17 protein-coding genes are annotated in these 18,163 nt (G+C 69.6%); 7 read left to right on the top strand and 10 right to left on the bottom strand.

What is annotated here, in order from left to right; genetic code table 11:
- Window positions 1–5: 5 nt before the first annotated feature.
- Both GXW78_RS22465 and GXW78_RS22460 read right to left on the bottom strand, forming a co-directional pair.
- Complete coding sequence (locus GXW78_RS22465; RefSeq protein WP_338147818.1) at window positions 6–1,895, bottom strand: potassium transporter Kup; 1,890 nt, start codon at window positions 1,893–1,895, stop codon at window positions 6–8.
- An 834-nt stretch (window positions 1,896–2,729) separates the two neighbouring features.
- A complete protein-coding gene (locus GXW78_RS22460; RefSeq protein ID WP_211871140.1) occupies window positions 2,730–4,175 on the bottom strand; it encodes a Do family serine endopeptidase in 1,446 nt (481 codons plus the stop codon).
- 179 nt (window positions 4,176–4,354) lie between these two features.
- Between GXW78_RS22460 and GXW78_RS22455 the strand changes: the two genes are divergently transcribed.
- The 3 genes from GXW78_RS22455 to GXW78_RS22445 all read left to right on the top strand — a co-directional run bounded on the left by GXW78_RS22455 (window position 4,355) and on the right by GXW78_RS22445 (window position 7,760).
- On the top strand, window positions 4,355–5,032 hold the full coding sequence (locus GXW78_RS22455; RefSeq protein WP_211871139.1) for a winged helix-turn-helix domain-containing protein: 678 nt from the start codon (window positions 4,355–4,357) through the stop codon (window positions 5,030–5,032).
- Window positions 5,025–6,362 (top strand): sensor histidine kinase, encoded by a 1,338-nt coding sequence (locus GXW78_RS22450; protein WP_211871138.1) that lies wholly within the window; start codon window positions 5,025–5,027, stop codon window positions 6,360–6,362. The genes GXW78_RS22455 and GXW78_RS22450 overlap by 8 nt, the downstream gene beginning before the upstream one ends.
- 69 nt (window positions 6,363–6,431) lie before the next feature.
- On the top strand, window positions 6,432–7,760 hold the full coding sequence (locus GXW78_RS22445) for a carbohydrate porin (protein WP_211871137.1): 1,329 nt from the start codon (window positions 6,432–6,434) through the stop codon (window positions 7,758–7,760).
- Between the two features lie 37 nt (window positions 7,761–7,797).
- Here GXW78_RS22445 and GXW78_RS22440 read toward each other — a convergent pair whose 3' ends face one another.
- Complete coding sequence (locus GXW78_RS22440; RefSeq protein ID WP_211871136.1) at window positions 7,798–8,775, bottom strand: Bug family tripartite tricarboxylate transporter substrate binding protein; 978 nt, start codon at window positions 8,773–8,775, stop codon at window positions 7,798–7,800.
- A gap of 108 nt (window positions 8,776–8,883) precedes the next feature.
- Here GXW78_RS22440 and GXW78_RS22435 point away from each other — a divergent pair, with 108 nt between their 5' ends.
- The 3 genes from GXW78_RS22435 to GXW78_RS22425 are packed head-to-tail and all read left to right on the top strand — an operon-like array spanning window position 8,884 to window position 11,551.
- Window positions 8,884–10,062, top strand: a complete 1,179-nt coding sequence (locus GXW78_RS22435; protein WP_211871135.1) for an enolase C-terminal domain-like protein — start codon at window positions 8,884–8,886, stop codon at window positions 10,060–10,062.
- On the top strand, window positions 10,059–10,706 hold the full coding sequence (locus tag GXW78_RS22430; protein ID WP_211871134.1) for a class I SAM-dependent methyltransferase: 648 nt from the start codon (window positions 10,059–10,061) through the stop codon (window positions 10,704–10,706). The genes GXW78_RS22435 and GXW78_RS22430 overlap by 4 nt, the downstream gene beginning before the upstream one ends.
- The gene (locus GXW78_RS22425; protein WP_211871133.1) at window positions 10,703–11,551 is read left to right on the top strand and encodes a MipA/OmpV family protein; all 849 of its coding nucleotides are present in this window, start codon (window positions 10,703–10,705) and stop codon (window positions 11,549–11,551) included. The genes GXW78_RS22430 and GXW78_RS22425 overlap by 4 nt, the downstream gene beginning before the upstream one ends.
- A 283-nt stretch (window positions 11,552–11,834) precedes the next feature.
- Here GXW78_RS22425 and GXW78_RS22420 read toward each other — a convergent pair whose 3' ends face one another.
- The 7 genes from GXW78_RS22420 to GXW78_RS22390 all read right to left on the bottom strand — a co-directional run bounded on the left by GXW78_RS22420 (window position 11,835) and on the right by GXW78_RS22390 (window position 17,110).
- Window positions 11,835–12,302, bottom strand: coding sequence for a copper chaperone PCu(A)C (locus tag GXW78_RS22420; protein WP_246522535.1), 468 nt, complete (start codon window positions 12,300–12,302; stop codon window positions 11,835–11,837).
- Window positions 12,303–12,323: 21 nt separating this feature from the next.
- Complete coding sequence (locus tag GXW78_RS22415; RefSeq protein ID WP_211871132.1) at window positions 12,324–12,656, bottom strand: hypothetical protein; 333 nt, start codon at window positions 12,654–12,656, stop codon at window positions 12,324–12,326.
- Window positions 12,656–13,162 carry a YcnI family protein gene (locus GXW78_RS22410; protein ID WP_211871131.1) on the bottom strand — a complete coding sequence of 169 codons (507 nt, stop codon included), beginning with the start codon at window positions 13,160–13,162 and terminating at the stop codon, window positions 12,656–12,658. Before GXW78_RS22410 ends, GXW78_RS22415 begins: the two co-directional genes overlap by 1 nt.
- A gap of 12 nt (window positions 13,163–13,174) precedes the next feature.
- Window positions 13,175–15,142: a TonB-dependent receptor family protein gene (locus GXW78_RS22405; RefSeq protein WP_211871130.1), complete on the bottom strand. Its 1,968-nt coding sequence runs from the start codon at window positions 15,140–15,142 to the stop codon at window positions 13,175–13,177.
- Window positions 15,143–15,316: 174 nt separating this feature from the next.
- Window positions 15,317–15,694, bottom strand: coding sequence for a hypothetical protein (locus GXW78_RS22400; RefSeq protein ID WP_211871129.1), 378 nt, complete (start codon window positions 15,692–15,694; stop codon window positions 15,317–15,319).
- A gap of 217 nt (window positions 15,695–15,911) precedes the next feature.
- A complete protein-coding gene (thpR, locus tag GXW78_RS22395; RefSeq protein ID WP_211871128.1) occupies window positions 15,912–16,463 on the bottom strand; it encodes an RNA 2',3'-cyclic phosphodiesterase in 552 nt (183 codons plus the stop codon).
- A 29-nt stretch (window positions 16,464–16,492) separates the two neighbouring features.
- Window positions 16,493–17,110, bottom strand: a complete 618-nt coding sequence (locus tag GXW78_RS22390; RefSeq protein WP_246522534.1) for an arylesterase — start codon at window positions 17,108–17,110, stop codon at window positions 16,493–16,495.
- Between the two features lie 61 nt (window positions 17,111–17,171).
- On the opposite strand from GXW78_RS22390, the gene GXW78_RS22385 reads away from it, so the two are divergent.
- A complete protein-coding gene (locus GXW78_RS22385) occupies window positions 17,172–17,903 on the top strand; it encodes an ABC transporter ATP-binding protein (protein WP_211871126.1) in 732 nt (243 codons plus the stop codon).
- Window positions 17,904–18,163 lie beyond the last annotated feature (260 nt).

Below are 18,163 nucleotides of genomic sequence, written 5' to 3'. Positions count from 1 at the left end.
CATCGTCAGATCGCCACCCTTACCCCCAGTTCGACCACGCGGTCGGATGGGATTCGGAAGAACTCCGTCGCCGGTACCGCGTTGCGTGACATGATGGTGAACAGCCATTGCTGCCAGCGCGACATCTTCGGTACCGCGGCCGCCACCACCGTCTCGCGGCCGAGGAAGTAGGAAGTCTGCATCGGCTCGAACGGAATACCAACGTCCTTCAGCGCCTCCAGCTCCCGCGGGATGTTCGGGCTTTCCTGGAAGCCGTAGCGCAGGAAGACACGGTGGATGTTGGGGGACAGCTCCTCCACCTCGCGCCGGCGGTCGGGCGGCACCACCGGAATGCCCTCATTGGTGACGGTCACGAACAGCACGCGCTCATGCAGCACCTTGTTGTGCTTCAGGTTGTGCAGCAGCGCGCCGGGCAGGAAATCCGCCTGGCTGGTCATGAACACCGCGGTGCCGGGCACCCGGATGGTACGGGACTGCGGCAGTCGCGCGATGAAGGATTTGAGCGGTAGCCCGTCCTGCCGGAAGCGGGCGAACAGCAGTTCGCGTCCCCGATGCCAGGTCGTCATCATGGCGAACAGCGCGGCGCCCAGCACCAGCGGCACATAGCCGCCCTGCGGGATCTTCAGCACATTCGCGAAGAAGAACAGCAGGTCGAGGATCAGCAGCGGCCCGAACACCCCGATGACCAGCGGCCAGGACCAGCCGAAGCGCCGGTGGAAGACGAGGATCGCGAGGATCGAGGTGCAGACGAAGGTGCCCGTCACCGCAATCCCGTAGGCCGCCGCGAGGTTGTCCGAGGTGTGGAACGCCAATACCAGGATCAGCACGCCGATCAGCAGCAGCGTGTTCACCTGCGGCATGTAGATCTGCCCTTCCTCGGTCTCCGAGGTGTGGCGCACCTCCATCCGGGGGATGAAGCCGAGCTGCACGCACTGCCGCGCGATGGTGTATGCGCCCGAGATCATGGCCTGGCTCGCGATGATGGTCGCCGCGGTCGCGAGCAGCACCAGCGGCAGGCGGAACCAGTCGGGGGCGAGCAGGTAAAACGGGTTCTCGAGCGCCGAGGGTGTTCTCAGCAGCAGCGCCCCCTGGCCGAGATAGTTCAGCACCAGCGCCGGCAGCACGAACCACAGCCAGGCCCAGCGGATAGGCCGGCGCCCGAAATGGCCCATATCGGCGTACAGCGCCTCCGCCCCCGTCACCGCCAGCACGACCGAGCCGAAGGCGACGAAGGAGACGAGCTGGTATTCGAGGCAAAACTGCACCGCGTAGTGCGGCGACAGGGCCGCGAGCACGGTCGGGTTGATGACGATCTCGATCACGCCCAGCACGCCGAGCACGAAGAACCAGACGGCGCAGATCGGGCCGAACACCGCCCCCATGCTCTGGGTGCCGCGGTACTGCACCAGGAACAGCGCGACGAGGATGACGACCGCGATCGGGATCACCGCCGTCTCGAAGGTTTCGTCCACAACCTTCAGGCCCTCGACGGCAGACAGCACTGAAATGGCCGGGGTGATGATGCCGTCGCCGAAGAACAGGCAGGCGCCGACGATGCCGATCAGGGCGATGGACCATCGCGCGCGGGCGGATTCCACGCTGCGCTGTGCCAGGGCCATCAGCGCCAGGATGCCGCCCTCGCCACGGTTATCGGCCCGCAGGATGAAGACGACGTACTTCACCGTGACGGTCAGGATCAGCGACCAGATGATCAGGCTGAGGATGCCGAGGATCTCCCAGCGCTCCAGCCCGTCGCTGGAGAAATGCAGCAGCGCGGCGCGCAGTGCGTAAAGGGGCGAGGTGCCGATGTCGCCGTAGACGACACCGAGCACACCGAGAACGAGCGCCGGCGTCAGCGCGGTGTTCTTGTCGGCGCCAGTATGGGAAGGGGACACGGACCCTCATTGCGGTGCGTCACGGCGGGAAGTGATAGGCCCGCTAGCCCGGTCGCCGCAATCCTGCCCCAATGACGATCCCGCGGGACCGGATGGCTGCTGGTGGGATGGGACCTGCGCTGGAGTCCTTTGTAAACTTTTGCCTGATGCCGGGCGCCACCGGCGAATGGCGTCAAACCCGCCTGTCGCCCAGCGCGCGCAGGGTGAGGACAGCTAACCGTCGCGCCTGACCAACTTGCGGGCCGGGGCGCCCTTCGTCGTGACAGGATGGCTCGGCGGGCTTTGCCTCATTTGCGCGAAGCTTGGCGGTCGTGGGCGGATCAGGAAAGGGCTCCGCCCCTTCCCGAACCCTACCCCGCCAAAGGCCGAAGGGCCTTTGCAAACCTTGACTTGGCACCCCGCGCGCCTGGTCGGAGTATCGTCATATTTCGGCTGAGCGCACGGAAGGGTCTTGCGACCAGGAGAATTGGCTTCGCGCCCGGTGCCAAATGATGGCGGTCCAGGCCATCCATGGCCTGGCGGGGTGAGGTTCGGAGAGGGGCAGAGCCCCTCTCTGATCTAACCGTGGCGCATACGGTGCGGTGGCCCCCTCCCGCCTTCAATTGTGGGAGTAACCCAACCGGATCTTCAGGACGGCCGTTCGGCGCTGGTCGCGCGGAGCCCGGCGGCCCTTCCCGACGCCGACCTTCAGACAAGACGGCGCACGTCGGTCCCGTGACCGACGTGCGCCAGTTGTGGAGCGGTGCGCCTCAGGGGGTAGGTAAAGGCGGCTGCCGCTCCGCTCGGCGTCCCCGGCGAGTGAGGGGATAGTTGCCTCGCCGGGGGCCGTTTTCGTCACGCCGCGCGCAGCGGCACGGCGATGAAGCGGCGGGCGCCGTCGCGCTCGACTTGGAGTGCGATGGACGGACGACCGGCCTCGCGGGCGCTCTTCACCGCATCCACCACGTCCTGCGGGTTGGCGGCATCACGCTCACCGGCACGCAGCACCACGTCCCCGGCGCGCAGGCCACGCTCGGCTGCCACGCTGCCCGGCTCGACCCGGGTGATCGCCACCCCGCCCTCGCGGCGCGGCGCCAGGCCGATACCGAGGGAAGGCTGCGCCGCCGCGTCAGGCTTGCCGGCCGCCGCCACGCGGTTCGCCGGGTTGCTACCGACCTCGACGCGCTGCTCCATGGCGCTGCCGTCACGCAGCACGGCGAGCGTCGCGCTGCGGCCCGGGGCCACGTCGGCCACACCGGCGGCCAGGTCGCGGGGGCTGTCCACGCGGCGGCCGTCGATCGCGGTGATCACGTCGCCAGGGCGCAGGCCGGCCCGGGCCGCGGGGCTGTCCGCCTCCACCGCGGAGACCAGCGCACCCTTCGCATCAGCCGCACGCATCGCGGTGGCCAAGTCCTGGTCCATCGGCTGCAGGCTCACGCCCAGCCAGCCGCGCTGCACCGAGCCATGCTCGCGAAGCTGACCGACGATGTTCTGCACCATCTTCGACGGCACCGCGAAGCCGATGCCGATGTTCCCGCCGGAGGGGGAGAAGATGGCGGTGTTCATGCCGACCACGTCGCCGCCCGCGTTGAACAGCGGGCCACCGGAATTGCCCGGGTTGATCGACGCATCCGTCTGGATGAAGTCGTCATAGGGACCCTGGCCGATCTGGCGCCCACGGGCCGAGACGATGCCCGCCGTGACGGTGCCGCCGAGGCCGAACGGGTTGCCCATCGCCATGACCCATTCGCCCACGCGGGTGCCGTCGCTGTTGCCGAAGTTCAGCGCGGGCAGGGGCGAGCCGGCCTCGACCTTGATCAGCGCGACATCCGTCGCGGTGTCGCGGCCGATCACGCGGGCCTGGAACTCACGCCCGTCGGCGAGCTCGACCTTCACCTCGGCATTCTCGCCGACCACATGCGCGTTGGTCACGATGTAGCCGTCGGCGGCGACGATGAAGCCGGAACCCTGGCCGGCGCGGCGCTGCTCGGGCTGCTGCTGCTGGCCCTGGCCGAAACGGCGGAACATCTCCTCCATCGGCGTGCCGCGGAGCTGCGGCGGGACTTCCTGGCGGGCCTGGGCGACGCGCTCCGTCGTCATCACGCGCACCACCGAGGGGCCGACGCGGGCGGCGACATCGGCGAAGTCCGGGCCGGCCGGGCGCGGCAGCGCCACGCCGGCGACCGGCGTCGGGGCCTGCTGCGCGGTGCCGGGGATCGCGGTCAGCGCAGTGGTGCCGAGGGCGAGGGCCAGCACGCCGGCGATCACCGCGGGGCGACGGAGGTTGAAGCGGGACATCATCGGTGTGGTCTCTCCCAGTCGAGGGTCTCGGTGCCTTGCCGCGATGGCTTGGCGTGGCATCAGAAAGCACCCCGGCGCCTGCACGCCCCCTGTCGCGTCGCTTACTGATCCGTATGCTGGCGGCGGCGGCCCGGCAGTATCCCGCGCGCCACAAGACGCCCATGACGGACGGAGGCATCGTGAGGATCCTGCTGGTCGAGGACGACGCGGAGACGTCGGCCTATGTGGCGCGCGGCCTCGAGGAAGCGGGCCATGTCGTGGACCGCGCGGCGGACGGGCAGGACGGGCTTTTCCTCGCGACTGGCGGGGGCCATGACGTGATGGTGGTGGACCGGATGCTGCCGAAGCTCGATGGGCTGTCGATGGTGCGGGCCGTGCGCGCCGCCGGCATCGCGACGCCGGCGATCTTCCTGACGGCGCGGGCGGGCCTCGGCGACCGGATCGAGGGGCTGGACGCGGGCGGCGACGACTACCTCGCCAAGCCCTTCGCCTTCGCCGAGCTGCTGGCGCGCATCAACGCGCTGGCCCGCCGCCCGCCTCTGCAGCAGGAAGTGACGGTGCTGCGCGTCGGCGACCTGGAGATGGACCTGATCCGCCGCATGGTCACGCGCGCCGGCAAGCGCATCGACCTGCAGCCACGCGAGTTCCGCCTGCTGGAATTCCTGATGCGGCGCGAGGGCCAGGTGGTGACGCGCACCATGCTGCTGGAAGGCGTCTGGGACTTCCACTTCGACCCCAAGACCAGCGTGGTCGAAACGCATATCAGCCGGCTGCGCGGCAAGGTGGACAAGGGCTTCGGCCCGGAGCTGCTGCACACCGTGCGCGGCGCCGGCTATGTGATCCGCACCGATGGCTGAAGCCGGTTCGCGCTGGGCCTTCGCGCGAACGACGGCGTTCCGGGTCACGCTGCTGCACCTGGTGCTGACGCTGGCCGGCACGGCGCTGGTCGGCGGCGTCGCCTGGTGGGTGACGGCCGGCTTCGCGGTGCGACAGGCGGCGGACGAGGTCGAGCGCGGCATGGGCGTGCTGCTGCAATCCGGCGCATTGTCGGGCGCACGCGGCATCGCGCTGTCGATCGAGGCACGGCTCGCGGCGGATCGGAGCGGGCAGGAATACTACCTGCTCGCCGCGCCGGACGGGCAGCGGCTGGCCGGCAACCTCTCGGGCGTGTCCGCGGAACGCGGCTGGCGCGAAGGCACCATCCGCCAGCCCGATGGCGGTGCGGCACCGGTGCTGATGTATGCGCAGCCCTTGCCCGGCGGCGGTGCGCTGATCGTCGGGCGGGACATGACCGCGGCGCGGGCGCTGGAGCAGCGGCTGCTGACCAGTGCCTTCTGGGTGGGCGGGGCGGTGCTGCTGCTCGGGCTTGGCGGCGGGCTGCTGCTGGGCCGATCCGTCGCGCGCCGGGCCGCGGCGATGGAAGCCGCCCTGGCCGCGGTGCAGAACGGGGATCTCGACCGTCGCCTCGTTGAACGAACGGGCGGGGATGAGTTCGACCGCCTCGCGGGACGCATCAACGCCACGCTCGATCGGTTGCAGGCGCTGATGGCCGCACTGAGGGAAGTGACGGACGACATCGCACACGATCTCCGCACGCCCTTGACCCGGCTGCGCCAACGGCTGGACGAGGCGGCACGGGCATCGACCGTCGAAGCCATCGCGGCCGCGCAGGCCGAGGCCGATCGGCTGCTCGACATCTTCGCCGCGCTGCTGCGGATCGCCCAGGTGGAATCCGGCACGCAGCGCGCCGGCTTCACCACCGTGGACCTCTCCGCCATCGCGGAATCGGTCGCCGAGGTTTACGCGCCCGCCGCGGAGGACCGTGAGCAGACGCTCGCCACCGAGATCGCACCGGGCGTGATGCTGACCGGCGACCCGGCGCTGTTAACGCAGATGCTCGCCAATCTGGTGGAGAATGCGGTGCGCCACGGGCGGGCAGGGGGCCGTATTTGCCTGGCCCTGACGGCCGGGGAGCTGTGCGTGACCGACGACGGCAGCGGCATTCCGGAAGCCGAGCGCGAGAAGGTGTTCCAGCGCTTCCATCGGCTCGATGCGTCCCGCTCGACGCCGGGCAGCGGGCTGGGTCTCGCGCTTGTTCGGGCCGTCGCCGATTTGCACGGCATGACGATCGCCCTGGAAGACGCGGCGCCGGGGCTGCGGGTGCGGATCGCCCTTCCGCGCACCTAATGTTTCATTAGACATATTAGTGATAGCTAATAAATTTAGCGCAAACTAAATTTGAGGAATCGAGCACCAGTGACGCCGCTCCGCCGCCTGCATGTCCTCACGCTCCTGCTCTGTGCCGCCCCGCTAGCCGCTTTCGCGGATGACGGGCAGCAATCATCCTGCGACGGCGGCCATGCGCTCGCCCCCGGCGTCTGCTTCACGGCCGTCGGCACGCTGGACGCCGTGCAGAATCTGCGCGGCGGCATCCGGCCCGGCCCCGCCGCCATCGGCCTGCTGGACGTTGCCCTCGCGGTGGATCTGGACCGCGTCATGGGGCTGGATGGCTGGACCCTGGCCGTCAGTGCCTATGGCATCTACGGCCGGCAGCCCACGCCGACCCGCGTCGGCAGCCTCGCCACCGTCAGCAGCGTCGAGGCTGTGTCCACGGTCCGGCTGAACGAGCTGTGGCTGCAACGCAGCCTCGGCGATTGGGGCTCGATCCGCTTCGGCCAGCTCGCGGCGGATAGCGAGTTCATCGCCGCCTATGCCGCGGGCAACCTCGTCAACGCCACCTTCGGCTGGCCCGTCGCGATCGCCAACGCCTTGCCCGGCGGCGGTCCGGCCTATCCGCTGCCGACGCTCGGCGCGCGCCTTGCCCTCGGCGACCCCGACGATGCCACTGGGCTGCGCGCCGCGGTGTTTTCCGGCAATCCCGGCGAGCGCTATGGCGTCGACACCAACCCGCAGATGCACAACCGCTACGGCACCACCTTCAGCACGGCCGGCGGGATGTTCGCCATCGCCGAGGCAGTCACCGGCGGCGCAGCACCCGACAGCGGCGACGGCCCGCGTCCGTGGGTGCTGAAGGCGGGCGCCTGGTTCCACAATGCCGGCTTCGATTCCGTGCTGTTCGACGACACGGGCCAGTCCCTCGCCAGCCCGTCCAGCACCGGCGTGCCACAGCGTTTCGCCAACAACTACGGCGGCTATGGCGTCGTCGAGGCTACCCTGTGGCGTGGCGAGGATGGCTGGCTCGCCGTCTTCGGCCGCGCCTTCACCCAGCCGGATGACCGCAACGCCATCGCCTGGCAGGTCGATGGCGGCCTCGCCTGGCGTGGGCCGTTCAGCCGGGCCGATGATACACTGTCGATCGGCGTGTCCTGGGCACGCATCGGCAACCAGTCCCGCAGCTTCGACCGCGACGTGAACGAGTACGGCACCGCCTGGCCGATCCGCAGTGCGGAGACGGTGATCGAGGTGAACTACGACCTCTCCGCCATCAAGGACCGGCTCTCGGTCCGGCCCTTCGTGCAGTTCTACGCCAACCCCGCTGCCGGCGAACCTAACGCGCAGCGCAATCCGAACCAGTCACTGCCCGATGCGCTGGTGATCGGGCTGCGGCTGGTCGGAACGCTGTAGGGTCGATCCCGGTCCTCGCCGGCTCCGACGGGATCTTTCATCCGTCGACCCTGATGTTCCCGCGCCGGATCACCTCGGCCCAGCGCTGCCGGTCTTCCGCCACCATGGCGGTGAATTCCGCGGCGGTGCCGCCCATCGCCTCCACCCCTTGCGCGGTCAGTTTCGCGCGAAACTCTGGGCGGGACAGCAGGCCGGTGATCTCGCGGTTCAGGCGTTCGATGACCGGCGCCGGGATGCCGGTGGGACCGAAGACACCATACCAGCCGATCGCCTCGTAGCCGGCCACGCCGGTCTCGGCGATGGTCGGTATGTCCGGCAGCGCCGGGTCGCGCCGCGCGGACGACACGGCGATCGTGCGCACCCGGCCGTCGCGGATATGCGGCAGGGCGGTGGGCGTCGTGTCGAACATCATGGTCAGGCGACCGCCCACGGTATCGACCATGGCAGGGCCGGTGCCGCGGTAGGGCACGTGCGTGATGTCCACATTGGCGAGTTGCTTCAGCAGTTCCATGAACAGGTGCTGCGCCGAGCCGATGCCGGCGGAGCCATAGTTCAGCTTGCCCGGTTCGGCGCGCGCGAGGGCCAGGAGTTCCGGCAGGGTGCGGGCATTCACCGACGGATGGACGACGAGGACGGAGGCCACGGCGGCGACGGGCGCGATCGGCACCAGGTCCCGCGCCGGATCGTAGGACAGGCGCAGCAGGGACGGGTTGATCGCCAGCGGCCCGGCGCTGCCCATGACCAGCGTGTAGCCGTCAGGCGCGCTGCGCACCGCGGCTTCGGTGCCGACACTGCCGCCGGCGCCGGTGCGGTTCTCCACCACTACAGTCTGGCGCAGCACCGGGCTCAGCTCCTCGGCCAGGACGCGGGCTAGCAGATCCGCGGCGCCACCCGGCGGGAAGGGCGAGATCAGTCGGATGCTGCGATTGGGCCAATCGGCCTGCGCGCGGGCCGCCGTGGCCAGGGAGGCAGCGGCGGTCAGGCCGAGTGCGAGGCGTCTCGTTGTCATGGTCATGGCAGGTCTCCGGCTTGGGCTGCCCGGGGATGCTAAGCGGCGCCGGGTTTGCGCGCCATTCCGCCGGACGGTAGGAAACCGGACCCGCAGGCCGCCGAGGACGCATCCATGCGCATCGCATCCATCCGCCAGGGCGTGGTGCCCATCAGCAGCGCCATCGCCAACGCCTATATCGACTTCTCCAAGATGACGGCGAGCGTCGTCGCCGTGACCATCGAGGATGGCGCGGGCAAGCGGGCCACGGGCTACGGCTTCAATTCCAACGGCCGCTACGCGCAGCCGGGGCTGCTGATGGAACGCTTCGTGCCCCGGCTCGAAGCCTGCACCGAGGCGGAGCTGACTGCCGCCGACGGCAGCCTGAACGTCGCGGCCGCCTGGGCGGCGATGATGCGCAACGAGAAGCCGGGCGGGCATGGCGACCGCTCCGTCGCCGTCGGCGTGCTCGACATGGCGCTGTGGGATGCCGCGGCAAAGCTCGAAGGCAAGCCGCTGTGGCGCCTGCTGGCCGACCGCTTCCGCGGCGGCGAGGCCGACGACAGCGCCTGGATCTATGCCGCCGGCGGCTACTACCACCCCGGCAAGGGCATCGAGGGGCTGGTCGAGGAGATGAAGCGCTACCTCGGCCTCGGCTACACCACGGTGAAGATGAAGATCGGCGGCGCGCCGGGCACCGCCATCAAGGACGCGCTGCGCGAGGACATGGCGCGCATCGAGGCGGTGCTGAAGCTGCTGGGCAATGACGGCTCGCGCCTCGCCGTCGACGTGAACGGGCGCTTCGGGCTGCATGCGGCGCTGGCCTATGGCGCGGCGCTCGAACCCTTCAAGCTGCGCTGGTACGAGGAACCGCTCGACCCGCTGGACTACGCGACGCATGCGACGCTCGCCGAGCATTACGCCCCGCCGCTCGCGACGGGCGAGAACCTTTTCTCCATGCAGGATGCGCGCAACCTGATCCGCCATGGCGGGCTGCGGCCGGATCGCGACATCCTGCAATTCGATCCCGCGTTGTCGTATGGGCTGGTGGAATACCTCCGCACGCTGGAGATGATGCAGCTCCATGGCTGGTCGCCGCGACGCTGCGTGCCGCATGGCGGGCATCAGTTCGCGCTGAACATCGCGGTCGGGCTGGGCCTGGGCGGCAACGAATCCTACCCCGAGGTTTTCGCGCCCTTCGGTGGCTTCGCGACCGACACGCCGGTGGTGGATGGCCGCATCCGCATGCCGGAGATTCCCGGCGTGGGCTTCGAGGCGAAGAACGATCTCTGGACGGTGCTGAAGGATCTGTGACGCCGCCGCTGCGTGACCTGGTGCGCACGGTTGCGGCGCGCCACGAAGGCCGGGCGACGCAAGGCTTCGTGGCCGGCAAGCTGCGCGCCGATCCGATGCTGCCGGCGCTGCTCGCCATGCCGCCGCTCGGCAGGGTGGTCGATCTCGGCTGCGGGCGCGGGCAGCTCGCGCTCGCGCTGTTGCTGGCGGGCCGGGCGGACAGCATCACCGGCTTCGACCTGGATGCCGAAAAGATCGCGCGCGCGACGGCATCCGCAACGGGCTTGCCGGCACGCTTCGTCGCCGGCGATCTCGCCGCTATCGACGTTCCGGCGGGCGACACGGTCCTGCTGATCGACGTGCTGCCACAGATGCCGCATGACGCGCAGCACGCGCTGCTGGCGCGCATCACGGCGGCCGGCCCCGCGCGCATTGCAATCCGCAGCTTCGACCCTGATCGCGGCTGGCGCAGCGCGGTCGGGACGTCGCTGGAACGGCTGCGGCGATGGATGGGGGCTGACCTCGGCCGCGGCGGCAGGGTGGCGCCGCTGGCGATGGCCGACATCGCGCAACCCCTGGAATCGGCGGGCTACCGGGTCTCGATCACGCCCTGCTGGGGTGGCACGCCGTTGCCCAATGTGCTCATCCTGGCGGAACGATCATGATCAGACGCATCGCTCCCCTCCTGCTCTGCGCCGCTGCGGCCCTGCCGGCGCAGGCACAGCAGCTGCCGGTCTTCGAGGTCGGCATCGCCGGCGGCGGCGGCAGCATCCCGGCCTATCCCGCCTCCAGCCAGAACCAGCTGCGCGGGCTGGTCGTTCCCTACTTCATTTATCGCGGGGACGTGCTGCGCACGGACGACAGCGGCGTGCGCGCCCGTGCGAGCCTGGCGGACGGGATCGAGTTGTCGGTCAGCGCGTCCGGCGGGCTCAATGCATCGTCTCAGGACGTGACCGCGCGGGAGGGCATGCCGGACCTCGAATGGCTGGGCGAGATCGGCCCCAACCTGCGCTTCATCCTGTGGCGCGGCGAGGAGGAGGCCGCACCGGAGCGCGTCGTGCTCGACACGCCGGTCCGCGCAGTGTTCTCGACGGACTGGACGTCTGTTTCCTTCCGCGGCTTCACCTTAGCGCCGGACATCGCCTACGAGCGGCTGCACGTCTTCTCGCAGTATGCGCGCCTGCGCGTCTCGGCCGGCGTGCTGTTCGGCACCAGTGCCTACACCGACTACTTCTACCAGGTGGACCCGGAATACGCGCGACCCGGCCGCCCGGCCTACAACGCACAGGCGGGCTATGTCGGCGCGCGGCTGTCGCTGTCCTATCGCCTGCCGATCACCGAACGCCTGTCCGTCGTCGCCGGTGGGCGGATCGAGAACTTCTCGGGTGCGCGCAACGACGGCAGCCCGCTGTACCGCAGCGAGTGGAACGCGACAGTGGTGGCGGGGTTCGCGTTCTCCCTGTGGCGGTCGGAGGCGCGGGTGGACGTGACGAGCCAGCCCTTCGATTGAAGGCATCTCGGAGAGGGGCTTTGCCCCTCCCCGAACCCCACCCCAGCAAAGGCCGAAAGGCCTTTGCAAACCTCAACCTGGTGCGGTGCGCCGCTGGCAGAACTGATGCCGGAACCCGCCCTTGCGCACGAAGCGCGCGTTGAGGGTGCGGCGTGCCTGTTGCGCCCGCCACCAACAGATTGCGGTCCAGGGGGTCTAACCCCCTGGCGGGGTGGTTCGGAGGGGCAGAGCCCCTCCGATCTCCGGCGGCGGGCGGGTAAGGCGTGGAAGGGCGCGACGCCCGTCAGTGATGCGACGCGCCCCGCGCGCCCGCCGCCTCGACCGCCAGTTCCACCGTGACTTCCCCGCCGCGTTCGAACCGCAGTGTCAGCGGTACGCGGCTGCCCTGGTTCACCGGCGCGGTGAGCCCCAGCATCATGATGTGGAAACCGCCCGGCGCCAGCTCGACCGAGCCGCCGGCCGGAATCGGGATGTCCTGCACGGGCCGCATGCGCATCACGTCGCCGTCGCGGACCATGCTGTGCAGTTCGACGGTCCGCGCTGCCGCGGTGGTCGCGGAGAGGAGGCGGTCGGGCTGGCTGCCACGGTTCTGGAGGCGCATGAAGCCGGCGCCGTTGCCGTTGGCGCCGGCAGCGCGGGTCCAGGGGTGGCCGATGGCGATGTCGCCGGCGGTGTAGTCATGCGCGGCGGCGGGCATCGCGGCCGCGATGGCGGCGACGGCGATCATCAGGGTGCGGCGGGTGGTGGTCATGGCAGGTCTCCTTGCCTGGTGTCAGTGTCTGGCCAGACGATCGGGCCAGATCGGGTCGGTGTTGCCGGCGCGCGCTTCGATGCGGCCGGCAAGGCGGGCGATGCGCGCGGCCTCCTGCGCGCCGGCGGCGGGGTCACCGGTCTCGCAAGCGGTCGTCGCCACCGCGATGGCACGGTCCAGTGCCGCCGCCTCCGTCGCCGAGGCCTGGCCGCGCAGCGCGGCGGCCCAACTCATCGCGGGGCGCAGCGCGGCTGTGCAGACGGTGGTCAGCTCGGCGTTCATCGCCTCGGTATCGCAGGCACGGGCCAGCGGCGGCGCGGCAAGCACGAGGGTCGCCAGGAGGAGCGAGCGCATCAGCGGGGCACCAAACGCATCGAGGCGGCTGGGTGTGGATAGTCGGAGATGCGGCGGCCTTCGGCCGGGATCTCGGACCAGTCAGTGACGGCGCCGCCCTCGCATTCCTGGCGCACGGCAAACCACAACGTGGCACCCGGCTCGTTGGGCGCGCGGAAGCGCAGCACGAACTCGTCGTAGTGCTCGTTGGGCAGGCGGCCGCTTTCCCAGGTGATGGTCGCGACCTCCGGCGCGGAACCGTGGCCCCCGGGGGCCCCGGTCGCCTCGCGCGGTGCGATGATCAGAGCCCAGCCGGGCTTCGGCATGGGGCGTGCTCCCGTTACGCCATCCGGCAGGCGCACCGTAAGCCGCGTGGTTGCCGCAGTACCGCAGCCATGGGGCACACGCAGCGCCGCGCGGACATAGGCATGCGGCGTGGCCTGCGCCGGGTCGATGGTGACATGGGCGACGGCTGGCATGGCGGGCAGGGCCGCCGCGGTGGCCAGGGCGAGAAGCATCTTGCGCATCGGTGTCGGTCCTCAGAAGCGATATTGCAGCCCGGCATAGACAGCGCGTCCGGTGCCGGGTTCGAAGAGCTGGGATTGCGGCGTTGCGCGTGGGATTACCGAGGCGGAGGCGATGTATTTCGTGTCGGCCAGATTGCGCGCTTCGACGAAGGCGGACATGCCGTTGGAGAACTCCCAGCCGGCGCGGATGCCGACCAGGAAGTAGGCGTCGGTCTTCAGCGTGTTTGCATTGTCGACGTAGTAGGCCTGGGGCACCCATTCGACATTGGGTGCGATCCAACCGCCCGAAGAATGCCGGTAGCGCAGCTCCGCGCGGTACAGGTGCCGGGGCACGCCCGGAAGCTGATTGTCGCCATAGACGGGGTCTCCGTCGAAGTAGAAGTCGCTGAAGGTATAGGCCTGCGTCAGCGTCCAGTTGTCGCCGGCCGCGAAGCTGTCGCGTAGGAAAGTCCAGGCTGCGCCGGCCTCGATGCCCTGATGAATGGTCCGGTCGGCATTGACGGCGAAATCCATGCCGTTTCCGAAGGTGAAGAGTTGGATCTCATCGCGGATCCAACTTCTGTAGAGCGCAACTTCCCATGAGAAAGCGGGTGTCGCGCCACGCGTGCCGACCTCAATCGTTGTACTGCGCTGCGCTTCGAGATTCTGGAAGCCGCCTTGCGGCACTTGAGGGATGAGATCGGTGAAGGTCGGCGGTTCCGTCGCCCAGGCGAGGTTGGCGAATACCTGCGCGTCCGGCGTCGCCTGCCACAGGAGTCCGAGACGCGGATTGGTCCAGGACCAGGTGCCGGAACCGGATTGGTCGCCATTCGAGAGGAAGTCGTCGTCGCTGTCGCGCATCGCGTAGCCGAGCGACAGGCCGGCGATGAGTTGCAGGCCGGGCAGGACCGTCAGCGAGTTCTGCGCATAGGCATCGAGGGTCGTGGCGTCGTCCACTGACCCGTAGGTTTGCTGGCCCGCCCGCCCGCCGATGTTGACGAAACGTCGGTTCACCATGCGACCCAACCCCGCATTGAAGCCAATGGTGAGGCTGTTCTCCAGCCCCGCCACGGTTCCCTCGATGCTGCTGCGCCCGAACAGGACGAAGTCGTTCGAGTTCTGCTCGAGATACTGGAAGATCGGGTGGTCCAGCGCGCGATGAACGTAGCCGCCGCCGATCTCGATCAACGCCCCTTCCTGGGGACGGATGCCGGTCACGGTGCCGACCCGGAAGCTCTCCAGGTTGCGCATGTAGTCGCCGACCAAGTTGGCCGCGTTCGCCATGCGTGGCGTCGTCAACGCCTGGGACCGCGTGAGCGAACCGGGGATCTGCTGCCAGATATTGTTGTAGGTGGCGAAGATGCGCGTCTCCGCCATGTCGGACCATTGGTAGGCGCCGTTGGCGTTGACGCGATACGACCGGCCGGCGCTATGGTCCCGGAAGCCCTCCTGCGTCATGCTGGTGAAGGTACCCCAGGTGTCCCAGCCGGTACCTGAAATGCCATAGGCCGCCTGGCCACGGGCCATGCCGAACGAACCGCCTTCGCCCCGCAGCAGCACGCCGGGATTGCTGCGGCCGGTCGGTGTGATGAAGTTGATGCCTCCCCCCAGCGTATTCGCGCCGAGCATGAAGGCGTTGGCGCCGCGGAAGACTTCGACGCGCTGAAAGGTCAGTGGGTCCAGTTCCTGGAAGTCGCCGCTGCCATCCGCCTGATTGATCGGCATGCGGTCCTGGTAGAGCCGCACGCCGCGCAGGTGGAAGTTGCGCGACGTGCCGGAGCCGCGGATCGAAAGCCGCGTATCCTCGCCCCATTTCGGCTCGGCGAAGACGCCGGGCGTGTAGAGCAGTACGTCTCGAATGGTGGTGACGCCGGGCCGATCCCGGAAGGCGTCGTCCGGCACGATCGAGACGTTGCCGGGGATCTGCCGGGCCGCGGCCTCGGCATCGGCGTTGGAGGGGTGAGTCGGTGTGCTCGGCACCCGCGGGGCGACGACGAGCATGGGCGGCAGGGTGGCGGCCTCGGGCGCGGGTTCCTGCGCAAGCGCAGGTTGGGCAAGGGCGGCCGCCGCTGCAGCCAGGACGGGCCGCGAAACGGAACGGGAAAACACGGAGAATCTCTCATCCTGAAGAACGGAACAGCAAGCGCAGGCGCGGCCGTTCCGTCGGGAACAGCCTCAGGAGAGAGCGGGTGGTCCTGTTTGCCGGTACGGCGGACCGCGCGCGCCAGTCGGCAGCGCTACCGCCGAAGCGACCTGCCAGGCCGGGCCAAGCGCGACCCGGGCCGGCGCCGGCGTGTTCGGCGGTTCCGGTAGTGCGGCCTGGGGCAGGCCGGTGCAGACGACGCAGACGCCCTGGCCGGTGTCCGGCTCCGGAAGCTGCTGGCCGTCGGGGCCGACATAGATCATCCGCTCCACACCGGCCGGGGAGCAGAGCACGGTTGCCATGCCGGCGGGCGCGGCTGCCATCGCCAGGCAATGCGCCGGCGCCAGCACGACCTGCAGCAGCAGGATCGCGGCAATCAGGCGCGCGACGGGGCGGAAGACCGGGGCCACGGCCTAGCCGTAACGCGACCGGCGACTGCGGGCAAGCGTACCGGCTACGGCCACCGCCATCCGGGCGGGTGCCCCGGCATCGGGCAGCGAGCGCACAGCACGACCGCGCAAAGATGGCGCAGGATAGTCCGGTGCCCGGCACGCGAGCCGAGCCGCCAGACGCCGGCGCTTGAGGCCGCAACGATTCAGCGTGGCGTCCGACGCGAAGCGCGCGGCGCTACGCCGCCTTCCGCGCCATCAGGTCGTACTCGACCTCGGGCGTGTAGACCGACGCTTCCTTGCCAAGGCGGGAGGAGAACAAGGTGAAGTAGTCCACCTCCACCGGCGCGGCGCGGAACAGGTTGTGGGCCTGGACGTAGGCGACGACCTTCTCGGGCGGCGCACGGTCGGTGCGGGCGATCGTGACGTGAGGCGAGAAGCGCTTGCGTTCCGGCGCCAGGCCGATGCGCTGCAGGGCGGTCTCCACCTTGTTCTGCAGATGTGTCAGCGCGTCGTTGCGCTCGGCGCCGACCCAGAGCGAATGGATCCGCCCCGCCTTCTCGAAGGTGCCGACGCCGCGCAACGACAGATCGAAGGCCGTGCCGCGGATGGCGGCGAGCGCGTCATCGACCTCCTGCGCGCGCCAGTTCTCGATCTCCCCGATGAAGCGCAGCGTGAGGTGATAGTTCTCGGCCGGTATCCATTTCGCACCGGGAATACCGCCCGCCAGGGCGGAAAGGTCTGCGCGGCACTCGGCAGGCAGGCCCAGGGCGACGAACAGGCGCAGCATCTCTCGGCCCCCATCCAGGCCGGAGCGGGTCAGCTAGCGGGCACCCGCCCCAGCAGCGACTCGACTGACGGAAGCATGCGACGGACCAGTTCCGCGACGCCAGCTTCATTCGGATGAATGCGGTCGGGCTGGTTCATCTCCGGGTTCCCGGCCACGCCATCCAGCAGAAAGGGATAGAACACGACCTCCGGCCTCGCTTCCGACAATCGCGTGAAAGTTCCGGCGAACTCACGACCGTAATCGGCGCCGAGGTTCGGCGGCGCCAGCATCCCCGCCAGCATCACCGGCAGCCCGCGCGCCTTCAGCGCATCCAGGATGGCAGCGAGGTTCGCCTCGCTGGCCCGGGGCTCGATGCCGCGCAGCCCGTCATTGCCGCCGAGGGCGACGATTACCGCCTGAGGCCGTTCCGCCAGCGCCCAGTCGAGCCTCGCCCGCCCGCCCGCCGTGGTATCCCCGGACACGCCGGCATCGATCACCCGCACGTCGTGCCCCTTGGCTCGCAGCGCGGCTTCGAGGCGCGCGGGGAGCCCCTGGCCACGCGCCAGCCCATAGGCGGCGGTGATGGAATCGCCCAGCATCAGCAGCCGGACCTCGGCCGCCTGGACCGGTGCCGCAGCCAGCAGCGGCAACAATCCGATACAGGCCAACAGTTTGCGAAGGGCGGCGCGGCGCCCATATCGGTGCGAAAGCCGCGGAACCCTGAACGACATGGATGTCCTTCCAAACACCACCCCGACGATTCCGGGGCGCCAGGCCGGCGCGTCGCTGATCATCGCCACCGACCTGCAGTTCAAGGTGAGGGCCCAGTCCGGTGAGATCAATATCCTGCACGGCGTGGACCTGGCGGTCGGCACGGGCGAGGCCGTCGGCATCGTCGGACCGTCCGGCTCCGGCAAGACATCCCTGCTCATGCTGCTCGCCGGCCTCGACCGGCCGACCGGCGGCACGCTGGCCGTTGCCGGCCACGACCTGACGCGGATGGACGAGGATGCGCTAGCGGTGTTCCGCCGCGAGACGGTCGGCATCGTCTTCCAGGCCTTCCACCTCGTTCCCACCATGACGGCGCTCGAGAACGTCGCCGTGCCGCTGGAATTCGCCGGCCGCGCCGATGCTTTCGACCGCGCGGAAGCGGCGCTGAAGGGTGTGGGTCTTGGGCATCGCCTGACGCATTACCCCGGCCAGCTCTCGGGCGGTGAGCAGCAGCGTGTCGCGCTGGCGCGCGCCTTCGTCGCCGAGCCCAAGCTGCTTCTGGCGGACGAGCCGACGGGCAACCTCGACCGTGGCACCGGCGGGCATGTCATGGATCTGCTGTTCGGGCTGCGCGAGCAGTTCGGCACGACGCTGCTGCTGATCACCCACGATCCGCTGCTCGCCGAGCGGTGCGAACGGCAGGTGCGGATCGAGGACGGACGGATCGTGTCGGACAGGGCGGAGCAGTGATGCGGATGAGGCGGCGATCGGAGGGGCCCTGCCCCTCCGAACCACCCCGCCAGGATGCTGGGCATCCTGGACCGCAATCTTCTGGTTCCGGGCACGACAGGCGTGCCACGCGCCCTCCGTATGCCTTCTACGCCCGAGCGAGCATCGCCGCCGCTCCGACATCGGAGCGCGACGCCAAGTTGAGGTTTCCAAAGGCCTTTCGGCCTTTGGTGGGGCGGTCTGGAGGGGCGAAGCCCCTCCAGCTGGCCGCGCCCCAAGGC

This window comes from Neoroseomonas terrae, assembly GCF_018129025.1.
In the GTDB taxonomy this organism is placed as follows: Bacteria; Pseudomonadota; Alphaproteobacteria; order Acetobacterales; family Acetobacteraceae; genus Neoroseomonas; species Neoroseomonas terrae.
The sequence above is the reverse complement of the archived record's forward strand: the minus strand, read 5'-3'. Positions and strand labels throughout refer to the sequence as shown.

What these genes read in the sequence shown, in the direction of transcription:
- GXW78_RS22460 (WP_211871140.1), bottom strand. Translation starts at nt 4,175, where the DNA reads ATGATGTCCCGCTTCAACCTCCGTCGCCCCGCGGTGATCGCCGGCGTG.
- GXW78_RS22450 (WP_211871138.1), top strand. Translation starts at nt 5,025, where the DNA reads ATGGCTGAAGCCGGTTCGCGCTGGGCCTTCGCGCGAACGACGGCGTTC.
- GXW78_RS22440 (WP_211871136.1), bottom strand. Translation starts at nt 8,775, where the DNA reads ATGACCATGACAACGAGACGCCTCGCACTCGGCCTGACCGCCGCTGCC.
- GXW78_RS22435 (WP_211871135.1), top strand. Translation starts at nt 8,884, where the DNA reads ATGCGCATCGCATCCATCCGCCAGGGCGTGGTGCCCATCAGCAGCGCC.
- GXW78_RS22425 (WP_211871133.1), top strand. Translation starts at nt 10,703, where the DNA reads ATGATCAGACGCATCGCTCCCCTCCTGCTCTGCGCCGCTGCGGCCCTG.
- GXW78_RS22420 (WP_246522535.1), bottom strand. Translation starts at nt 12,302, where the DNA reads ATGACCACCACCCGCCGCACCCTGATGATCGCCGTCGCCGCCATCGCG.
- GXW78_RS22415 (WP_211871132.1), bottom strand. Translation starts at nt 12,656, where the DNA reads ATGCGCTCGCTCCTCCTGGCGACCCTCGTGCTTGCCGCGCCGCCGCTG.
- GXW78_RS22410 (WP_211871131.1), bottom strand. Translation starts at nt 13,162, where the DNA reads ATGCGCAAGATGCTTCTCGCCCTGGCCACCGCGGCGGCCCTGCCCGCC.
- GXW78_RS22405 (WP_211871130.1), bottom strand. Translation starts at nt 15,142, where the DNA reads ATGCTCGTCGTCGCCCCGCGGGTGCCGAGCACACCGACTCACCCCTCC.
- thpR (WP_211871128.1), bottom strand. Translation starts at nt 16,463, where the DNA reads ATGCTGCGCCTGTTCGTCGCCCTGGGCCTGCCTGCCGAGTGCCGCGCA.
- GXW78_RS22385 (WP_211871126.1), top strand. Translation starts at nt 17,172, where the DNA reads ATGGATGTCCTTCCAAACACCACCCCGACGATTCCGGGGCGCCAGGCC.